Below are 9,791 nucleotides of genomic sequence, written 5' to 3' on the forward strand. Positions count from 1 at the left end.
GGCCACTTCTACATCCACAATGGCGACGATTCAGGCTTCGTTTGCGAACGCGGCTGAGTTCTTCAACAGCCTGCTAGCGATCACAGGCAGTCGCGAGCACAAACAACGCAAAAGGTCGCGCACTCGGAGGGGACACTATGAGGATTCGGTTCAAGGCCACGCATGTCGTGCTGGCACTGCTCTGCGTGATGTATTTCATCACCTATGTCGATCGCGTCAACATCGGCACGGCGGCCAGCGACATCCAGAAGGAGCTCGGTCTTTCCAACACCGAGCTCGGCCTGGTGTTCTCGGCCTTCGCCTATCCCTATCTGCTGTTCCAGGTGATCGGCGGCTGGGTCGGCGATCGTTTCGGGCCGCGCAGCACCTTGTTCTGGTGCGGCATGATCTGGGCCGCGGCGACCATCATGACGGGCTTTGTCCATGGTCTCGCCGCGCTGTTCGTCGCACGCTTCGCGCTCGGGTTCGGCGAGGGCGCGACCTTCCCGACCGCCACGCGCGCGATGCAGTACTGGACGCCTGCGGGTCGACGCGGCTTCGCGCAGGGCCTCACCCATTCCTTCGCCCGGCTGGGCAACGCGATCACCCCGCCGGTGGTCGCGATGCTGATGCTGTGGCTGACCTGGCGCGGCGCCTTCGTCGTGCTCGGCATGGTCAGCCTGCTGTGGGGTATCGCGTGGGTCTGGTACTTCCGCAACGAGCCGCGCGAGCATGCCTCTGTCACCGCCGAGGAGCTCGCCACGCTGCCGCCGCGTCCGCAGGGCGAGCGGCCGAAGGTGCCGTGGGGCCCGCTGCTGCAACGGATGTGGCCGGTGACGCTGACCTATTTCTGCTACGGCTGGTGCCTGTGGCTCTACCTCAACTGGCTGCCGCTGTTCTTCAAGAACAACTACGGCCTCGACATCAAGAACTCGGCACTGTTCGCCTCCGGCGTGTTCTTCGCCGGCGTCATCGGCGACAGCATCGGCGGCGTCATCTCGGACCGCATCCTCGAGCGATCAGGCAATGTGCGTCTTGCGCGCCTCAGCGTCACCGTCACGGGATTCGCCGGCGCGTTGCTCTCGCTGTTGCCGATCCTGTTCGTCCATGACATCACCGTGGTCGCGCTGTGCCTGTCGGTCGGCTTCTTCTGCGCCGAGCTCGTGATCGGCCCGATGTGGTCGATCCCGATGGACATCGCGCCGAAATATTCCGGCACCGCGTCGGGGATCATGAACACGGGATCGGCGTTCGCGGCGATCGTCTCGCCGCTGGTGGCCGGTTTCGTGATCGACGCGACCGGCAACTGGTACCTGCCGTTCCTGATGTCGATGGGCCTCCTGCTGCTCGGCGGCTTCTCCGCGTTCCTGATGCATCCGGAGCGGCCGTTCGAGGAGGCGGAGGGAATGGTCACCCCGGCCAAGGCGGTGGCGGCTCGCTAGCGCGGCGCAACGCCGGGCGCAGGGCCGTTGGATATGCATGACGGCCTCCCGCCCGGCGAGGGACAAACCCGGCGAATAGTGATATGCGAGCGGCTTATCAAGCCTGCGCAAGACCGGGAAGGGCGCTCATGACCGTGCACACTGGAAGGCATTTTCTGCAGATTCCGGGACCGACCAACGTGCCGGACCGGGTGCTGCGGGCGATGGACATGCCGACGCTGGACCACCGCGGTCCCGAGTTTGCCGAACTGGGCTTTGCGGTGCTCGCCGCAATGCAGCGCGTATTCCGCACCAGGCAGCCGGTGATCATCTATCCGTCGTCGGGAACCGGCGCCTGGGAGGCGGCGATGGTCAACACGCTTTCCCCGGGCGACAAGGTCCTGATGTGCGAGACCGGTCAGTTCGCCGTGCTGTGGCGCGGCATCGCCGAAAAATTCAAGCTCGACGTCGACTTCATCCCGGGCGACTGGCGCCATGGCGCCGATCTTGCCGAGGTCGAGCGGCGCCTGGTCGCCGACAAGCAGCACAAGATCAAGGCGGTCTGCGTCGTGCACAACGAGACCTCGACCGGCTGCGTGACGCCGCCGCTGGAGGCTCGCAAGCTGCTCGACCGCGTCAAGCATCCCGCGCTGCTGATGGTCGACACCATTTCGGGGCTCGGCTCGCTGGTCTATGAGCACGACGCCTGGGGCATCGACGTGTCGGTTGCCGGTTCGCAGAAGGGCTTGATGCTGCCACCGGGGCTCGGCTTCAACGCCGTCTCGGAGAAGGCGCTTGCGGTCGCCAGGGCCAATCAGGGCATGCGCTCCTATTGGGACTGGCAGGAGGTCATCGCCTTCAACAAGGCCGGCACCTTCCCCTATACCCCCGCGTGCAATCTGCTGATGGGCCTGAGAGAGGCCGTCAAGATGCTCGAGGAGGAAGGGCTCGAGAACGTCTTCGCGCGCCACAAGCGCCACAGCGCCGCGACGCGCGCGGCGATCAAGGCCTGGGGCCTGGAGACGCAGTGCGTTGACCCCAACGCACATTCGCCGGCTCTGACCGGCACGCGGCTGCCTGACGGCCACGACGCCGACAACTTCCGCAAGATCGTGCTGGAGAAATTCGACATGTCGCTCGGCACCGGCCTCAACAAGGTCAAGGGCAAGGTGTTCCGGATCGGGCATATCGGCCATTTCAACGATCTGATGCTGATGGGCACGCTGTCGGGCGTCGAGATGGGCCTCGATCTCGCCAAGGTGCCGCATCGCGGCGGCGGCGTGCTGGCGGCGATGGAGGTCCTGAAGGGCCACGATGCCGCACAGGCGCCAAAGGTCGCCGTCGCCTGAGATTGATCCCCGAGAACAGGAAGAGCGAAGCATGAACGCGCCCGTCACTCCGACCGAAGACCTGATCTATTCCGTCGAGGACGGCATCGCGCGGATCACCTTCAACCGCCCGCAGGCGCGCAACGCGCTGACCTTTGCGATGTACGAGCAGATGGCTTCGATCTGCGAGGCCATCAACCAGGATCACCAGATCAAGGCGCTGATCCTGACCGGCGCCGGCGACAAGGCGTTTGCCTCGGGCACCGACATCTCGCAATTCCGCGCCTTCAGGACGGCGCAGGATGCGCTCGACTACGAGGCGCGGATCGACCGCGTGCTCGGCACGCTGGAGCAGTGCCGGGTGCCCGTGATCGCGGCGATCGCCGGTGCCTGCACCGGCGGCGGCGCGGGCATCGCCGCCTGCTGCGACATCCGCATCGGCACCGAGGCCACCCGGATCGGCTTCCCGATCGCGCGCACGCTCGGCAACTGCCTCTCGATGTCCAACATCTCGCGGCTGGTCTCGCTGATCGGCCCGGCGCGCACCAAGGACCTGATCTTCAAGGCACGCCTGGTCGAGGCGCCCGAAGCGCTGGCGCTCGGCCTGCTGAATGAGATCGTGCCTGATGCTGCGACCTTGCAGCGCCGCGCGGACGAGACCGCGAAGCTCGTCGCCGGCCACGCGCCGATCACCCTCGAGGTCACCAAGGAAGCGGTGCGCCGCATCCGCCGCACCCTGTCGCGCGACGAGGGCGAGGACCTGATCCTGTGCGCCTATATGAGCGAGGATTTTCGCGAGGGCATGGATGCCTTCCTCAACAAGCGCACGCCCAACTGGAAGGGCAAGTAGCAGCTGCGAGGACCGGTCATTTCTGAACGGCGCTGTGAAAGCACGGCCGGCGGTCCCTCTTTGGATGTTGCATGTGCGCGTTTATGGTTGATGGACTGCCACCTCGTTTGCGGCCGTTGCGGGCAACCGGCTTTAAGCAATTTCTATCGCAGTTTCTCACGACAATCGTTTCGAGGAGGCGTTTATGAAAATGCGCGCCACTCTTTCTGTTGTCTGCTTTCTCTGTTCTTGCATCTCGGCAAGCGCAGCCTGGGCGCAGATCGTGGTGCTTGGCGCGAGCACACCGAGGGATATGGCCTGAGCTCAACAGTCCTGGCCGGCGCAGCTCCAGGCCATGCTGCAGGCGAAGGGATCGGCGAGGTGGCCCTTGGCGCACTTCCGCTGGCCTCGCTCGCATAGTCCGCCGAGCCAATAGACAACGTTTCGCGGCCATAACGCCAGCCTGCGAGCGCACTGGCTATCGCGACAAACGCACCTATGGGGCACCTAAGTTAGCCCACGCACCGCGTAGCTTAAGTCCGGATGGCAAGCGAACGGTGTCGTTGCAAGTCGGCCAAATGATGTGGAATTTGCCAGTCTAATAGATGCGAAATTGCCACATTTTCGCTTTTTGCGCTGAACACAAAACCGATCACGTCGACTCCGGGAGTGCCGCCCGTTAGCATTATTACAATAGTTTAGAAATTGGGGCGCGCAAAATGGCGAATAAGCGACCTTGGTCATTCAGGATACTACCTTTTTCAATTTCAGCATTCGCTCTTGTTACCGCCGCTGCCGTCATTCCTACCTATGTTCATGCCGAGATTCAAAACGGCTCAACCCTTCTCTCTGAGGGGCCGGGACCGGCAGTGGGCAACCGAAATACCGTGGGCAGCGGAGATAATCCGCCAAACGGGACGGCAAGTGGTGCTATTGAAGCAATCGCGACAGATCCAACTAATGCTAACGTTATCTATGCTGGAAGCGTCAACGGCGGTGTTTGGAAATCGACCGATGGTGGCTCGACTTGGACGCCACTGACCGATCAGAAGGCTTCGCTCTCGATTGCCAGCCTTTCGCTCGATCCGACCGACCTCACGCATCAAACGGTCATCGTTGGAACGGGAGCAACCTCAAACGGAGGATTTGCGTCAGCTTCGACGTTCACCAACACAAGAAACTTCGGCAACATTCCAGGTATCATCTACTACAGCACGAATGGCGGCGCGTCCTTCATGACGATCGCAAACCCGACACTGACTGGTCAAAGCATCACTGATGTGGACATTCGGGGGCAAACGATCTTGGCGGCTTCTTACGAACCCCGCGTCATGTCGGCTGGTGGAAGTTTTTACAGCGGAGGCTTGTATCGTAGCACCGACGGCGGGGCTACTTTCGCCGCCGTGGGCGGTGCGGCCGGAAGTGGGCTACCTACTGGTCCGATAACGTCATTGGTCGCCGATCCAACGAATCCAAATACGTTCTACGCCGCTGTGACAGCGAGCAGCAATGCAACGAACAATCAGACCGCTGTCTACAAAAGCGTCGATGGCGGAGCGACATGGACGGCGGTCTTCACATCTGCCAATAGCGCGTTGATCACGGCCGGCACGCAAACGACGATAAAGCTGGCAGTTGGAACAACGGGCGCACTTGCGGTTGGCCTAGTCAATTTATCTACGGGCAAGCTTACTGGCCTCTATTACAATGCGACGGGCGGTGCTGGTGCCTATACGACGCTGACGGCCCCCAACGTTAACGGAGGCGGACAGGCGCCGGTTAACATCGCGTTGGCGATTGATCCAAATTCGCCCAATCTCATTTACGTCATGGGGGATAATAACTTTTCGAACAATGGCGGAGTAAACGCCATTGCTGCATATCGCGTGAATGCCACGAATAACACATCGCAATCATTGAGCGATGACAACGGCGTACCGACCAATACGGCAAACGGGTCGACGATCCATCCTGATGGTCGCGTGCTGACTTTCGACGCAAATGGAAAGCTTTTGCTCGGTGTAGACGGCGGTATCTATGCGCGAACCAGCCCATCGACGACCGGGGGCGTTTTCCAGGGCCTGAATAATCTCTCGACAATGGAGCTCTATGCGACGGCGTACGACGGCAATAGCAAGCGGGTCGTGATTGCTGCTCAGGATAACGGTACTTCGCTCCAAGCAACGGTAGGCGGCAAAACCTTCAATCAAATCCAGGCTGGCGATGGCACTAACGCGCGTGTCAACGACGTTACCTTAGGTACAAGCAGCGCAATCTATACGACCTCGCAGTTCCTAGGGCAGGCGACGCGCACGATCGTTGACCCGCAGGGTAATGTCACCGGACAGGCGTCTGTCAATTTCATCGGCGCGAACCCTCAAAATTTTACTGGCCCGCTTGTCCTCAACAACATTGATCCTACACGCATTGCAATCGAGAGCGACGGCGTTTCTGTTACAAGAGACGCCCTGACAGGCGTCAATGGTCCGACAGCGAACGCGATCAATCTGTCGCTGACGAATCTCGGCGGCTCAGGCACGTTCGTCACTACAATCGACTATGGAACGCGAAACAACACAAATGCTATTCTCGCGGGATCGTTTTCCGGCGTTGCTTTTAGCTCTACAGCCGCAGCTAGTTCGCTTCAGCAGCTAGGAGCATACACCGGTGTCGCACCAACGTCGGTGAAATTCGACCTGAGATCAGACCAACGCTTTTTCGTCGCTGACAGCATCAACCTTTACGGAAGCACTAATCAGGGTGCGAGCTTCCAAAGCTTGACTACTTTCCTGCCGACCAACTTCACGCGACCGACTTCATTGGGATTCGTCGATTACAACGGCGTGGATGCGCTGCTCGTGGGAGGTGTCAATAATGCTGACAATGTCGGCAACCCGCTCGTGGTGGCCGACAGCAATTTTGCGGGGGTGCTGTCAGGTTGGCGTCGCCTTGGTACCGGGCTGCCCAATACGACAGTTACCTCGCTTACCTTTGACGAAAAGACCGATACGCTTGACGTGGGCACCGATGGCCGCGGCGCGTTCTTGCTGCACGATTTTAGCAGCAATTTTAATAGTGCTCAAACGTTGCAATTTGGCTTAGCCAACAACGATTCGAATCCCGTCGCCTCCCAACTCACTAATGGTAATTACTCGGCAAGGCCGTTGATAAAGTTCGGCACGGGCACGCTGACGATTGGCGTCGCCTCGACCTATACAGGTTCGACCGAGGTTCAGTGGGGCAATATGGCTGCCGCTGCAGCCAACGTGTTTGCTCCATCCTCGGCATTCACTGTCGATAAAGGCGCAATCCTGGCATTGAATGGTTTCGACCAAAGGATCGGTTCGTTGGCCGGAGCCGGTAATACCCTTTTGGGATCGGCTGTCCTTACTACGGGTGGCGATAACACTTCGACTATATATTCTGGAGTGATTAGCGGGCCTGGTTCTCTGAGCAAGGTTGGTACGGGCACTTTTGCGCTCACTGGGATCAATACGTACAGCGGCATAACAATTGTGAGCGGCGGCGCGCTGAAAATTGGTAACGGAGGCTCGATTTCAGTTGGCTCGTCATTGATCAATGCGGCGAACTTCACGGTGGATAACGGGGGGACGGCGACATTCGGTTCGGTAAACAACGCCGCGACCGGCATAATCGCGGTGGCATCAGGCGGTACCATGCATGATGATTTGACTAATGCGGGCACGGTGGCTAATGGCGGTTCCTATTTCGCCAATGTCGCCAGCAACATTGGAGCCATCGTCAATAACGGGACATGGATCGGCAATGTTGCGTCAAGCGCTGGCAGCATCACGAACAATGCAACGTGGACCGGCGCGATCACGACCGCAGGGACTTTCACCAATGCGATCGCAGCGACCGTATCAGGGCTTGTCACTAACAGCGGTACGGGGAGTAACGCCGGTGCCTTAAATGCCGGCCTGATTAACACGGGAGGCACTTTCAACAACACCGGGACGATTGACGGCACCAGTACTGTTTCCGGGGGCGCCCTGTTCGGCAACGGCTCAATCGGAAATCTCGCCATTGGCAACGGCGCAGTATTCGCGCCGGGTAATAGTACCCCAGGCACGTCGATGACGGTCAACGGCAGTCTCGCGTTCTCGCAAGGTGCGTTTTATCAGGTGGCAATTAATCCGGCGACTGCGTCCTTTGTAAGCGCTAGTGGATCGGCGACGCTGGGCGGCGCTTCTGTGCAAGCCTTCTTCTCGTCTGGTACCTATGTCAGCAAGCAATATACGATTGTTAATGCTGTCGGCGGCGCCATCGGCACATTCGGCTCGCTGTCGAATATCAACCTACCATCGGGCTTCAGTTCAAGCCTGAGCTACGATACGACTCACGCCTACCTCAATCTTGCGCTGAACTTGACGCCGCCGTCCTCTGGAGGAGGTGCTCCTGCAAACAACGGGCTCAGTATCAACCAGCGCAATGTTGGCAACGCATTCGTCAATTCCTTCAATATTGTCGGTACCATCCCGATCGTGTATGGCGCCTTGACGCCGGCGGGGCTGACGCAGGCCTCCGGCGAGGGCGCGACGGCCTCGCAGCAGACCACCTTCGATGCCATGAGCGAGTTCCTGGGCTTGATAACCGATCCATTCATGGGCCGCGGTAACGGCATCAACGGATCGAACTCGCCCAGCGGCTATGCCGATGAGTCCGCGAGCGCCTACGCCGCACACAAGAAGACAGATGCTTTCGCGATGTCCGCCAAGGCGCCGCTTGCGAGCGTCTACCAGCCGCGCTGGAGCGTGTGGGCCGCGGGCTATGGCGGGTCGCAGACGGCGAACGGCGATCCTGTCCTGGGATCGAACGACACCCGCAGCAGCATTGCCGGCACCGCTGTCGGCGCAGATTACCTGTTCTCGCCCAACACGCTTGCTGGTTTTGCGCTGGCCGGCGGCGGCACCAGTTTCAGCGTCAACAATCTCGCGAGCGGCCGCTCGGATCTGTTCCAGGCAGGAGCTTACGTGCGCCATACGGAAGGCGCAGCCTACGTCACCGGCGCGGTGGCTTACGGCTGGCAGGACATTACGACCAACCGAACCGTGACCACTGCCGGCGTTGATCAGCTGCGCGCCGAGTTCAACGCTAATGCATATTCGGGCCGCGTCGAGAGCGGTTATCGTTTCATTGCTCCATGGGTCGGCGGCATGGGCATCACGCCTTATGCGGCGGGACAGTTCACCATGTTCGACCTGCCGGCCTACGCCGAGAGCGTGGTGACGGGCACGCCGAACTTCGTGCTCGCCTATGCCGCGAAGAGCGTCACCGACAGCCGCAGCGAACTCGGCTTCCGTAGCGACAAGTCTTTTGCCATGATGAACGGCGTGCTCACGCTGCGCGGCCGTCTTGCCTGGGCACATGACTTCAATCCGGACCGCGGCATCGGCGCCACTTTCCAGGCGTTGCCGGGCTCATCCTTCGTCGTCAACGGCGCGGCGCAAGCACTGGATTCCGCGCTGACCACTGCCTCGGTTGAGATGAAATGGCGTAACGGCTGGTCTGCGGCAGCGACCTTCGAAGGCGAGTTCGCGAATGTAACGAGCAGTTTCGCCGGCAAGGGCGTGGCTCGCTACGCTTGGTGAGTCTGCTCGTGATGCTGTTGGACGGCTCCTCCACGGGCAGGAGAGTGCCAAGGAGTGGGTGCCGTTTGAGGCTCCCACGATTCGGAGGAGCAGCATATCCAGTCAATTTCGACGATGGGTCTGGATATCGCGAAGTCGGTCTTCCAAGTGAACGGCGTTGATGCAGCCGGCCATGTGGTCATAGGCCGCGAGTTGAAGAGTTGAAGCGCCGGCAGGTCAGCAGGTCATGGCATTTTTCCAGAAGCTGCCGCCATGCCTGGTGGGGATCGAGGCTTGCGCGTCATCGCACCATTGGTCACGCGAGCTGCAGACTCAATACGCGTCGGCTCTCGGTAAAACGGCAAATTGCCAAACGCTGGTCACGTCCCGTCCCCTGCCGGGGGAGCTTGGGGCTTCTCGCCCACCTGTGACACGCTGTAGCCACCGCAGCCGAAGCCCCAAGCCGTAGGTATATGGCCATCGTGCAGCCGCGCGCTCTGGCGCATCGCCGGCGTCCGGACCATCAGCCACGAAGCCGTTTCGCGGTGCTGGCGCTACGAAGTTCGGTACGCATACGACGAGGACCGCCTGATAGACGCACGCGCGCGGGCACAGTGAGCTCTATGATCGGTTGGGTGAAGGT

At 60.5% G+C, this 9,791-nt stretch carries 4 protein-coding genes and 1 pseudogene; all 5 read left to right on the forward strand.

Translation table 11 applies throughout. The features are described 5' to 3' along the window. Positions 1-137 precede the first annotated feature (137 nt). Positions 138-1,421, forward strand: a complete 1,284-nt coding sequence (locus JQ586_RS39555; protein ID WP_212400040.1) for an MFS transporter — start codon at positions 138-140, stop codon at positions 1,419-1,421. Between the two features lie 128 nt (positions 1,422-1,549). Continuing rightward, positions 1,550-2,749 (forward strand): alanine--glyoxylate aminotransferase family protein, encoded by a 1,200-nt coding sequence (locus JQ586_RS39560; RefSeq protein ID WP_212400041.1) that lies wholly within the window; start codon positions 1,550-1,552, stop codon positions 2,747-2,749. A gap of 31 nt (positions 2,750-2,780) precedes the next feature. Beyond that, complete coding sequence (locus JQ586_RS39565; RefSeq protein ID WP_212400042.1) at positions 2,781-3,578, forward strand: enoyl-CoA hydratase/isomerase family protein; 798 nt, start codon at positions 2,781-2,783, stop codon at positions 3,576-3,578. A 698-nt stretch (positions 3,579-4,276) separates the two neighbouring features. Continuing rightward, on the forward strand, positions 4,277-9,169 hold the full coding sequence (locus JQ586_RS39570) for an autotransporter outer membrane beta-barrel domain-containing protein (RefSeq protein ID WP_212400043.1): 4,893 nt from the start codon (positions 4,277-4,279) through the stop codon (positions 9,167-9,169). A 114-nt stretch (positions 9,170-9,283) separates the two neighbouring features. Beyond that, positions 9,284-9,476 (forward strand): annotated as a pseudogene (locus tag JQ586_RS40990) (IS110 family transposase); the annotation flags it as partial. Between the last annotated feature and the right edge of the window lie 315 nt (positions 9,477-9,791).

It is taken from the genome of Bradyrhizobium jicamae (assembly GCF_018130215.1).
Lineage (GTDB): Bacteria > Pseudomonadota > Alphaproteobacteria > Rhizobiales > Xanthobacteraceae > Bradyrhizobium > Bradyrhizobium jicamae_A.

What these genes read in the sequence shown, in the direction of transcription:
- JQ586_RS39555 (WP_212400040.1), top strand. Translation starts at nt 138, where the DNA reads ATGAGGATTCGGTTCAAGGCCACGCATGTCGTGCTGGCACTGCTCTGC.
- JQ586_RS39560 (WP_212400041.1), top strand. Translation starts at nt 1,550, where the DNA reads ATGACCGTGCACACTGGAAGGCATTTTCTGCAGATTCCGGGACCGACC.
- JQ586_RS39565 (WP_212400042.1), top strand. Translation starts at nt 2,781, where the DNA reads ATGAACGCGCCCGTCACTCCGACCGAAGACCTGATCTATTCCGTCGAG.
- JQ586_RS39570 (WP_212400043.1), top strand. Translation starts at nt 4,277, where the DNA reads ATGGCGAATAAGCGACCTTGGTCATTCAGGATACTACCTTTTTCAATT.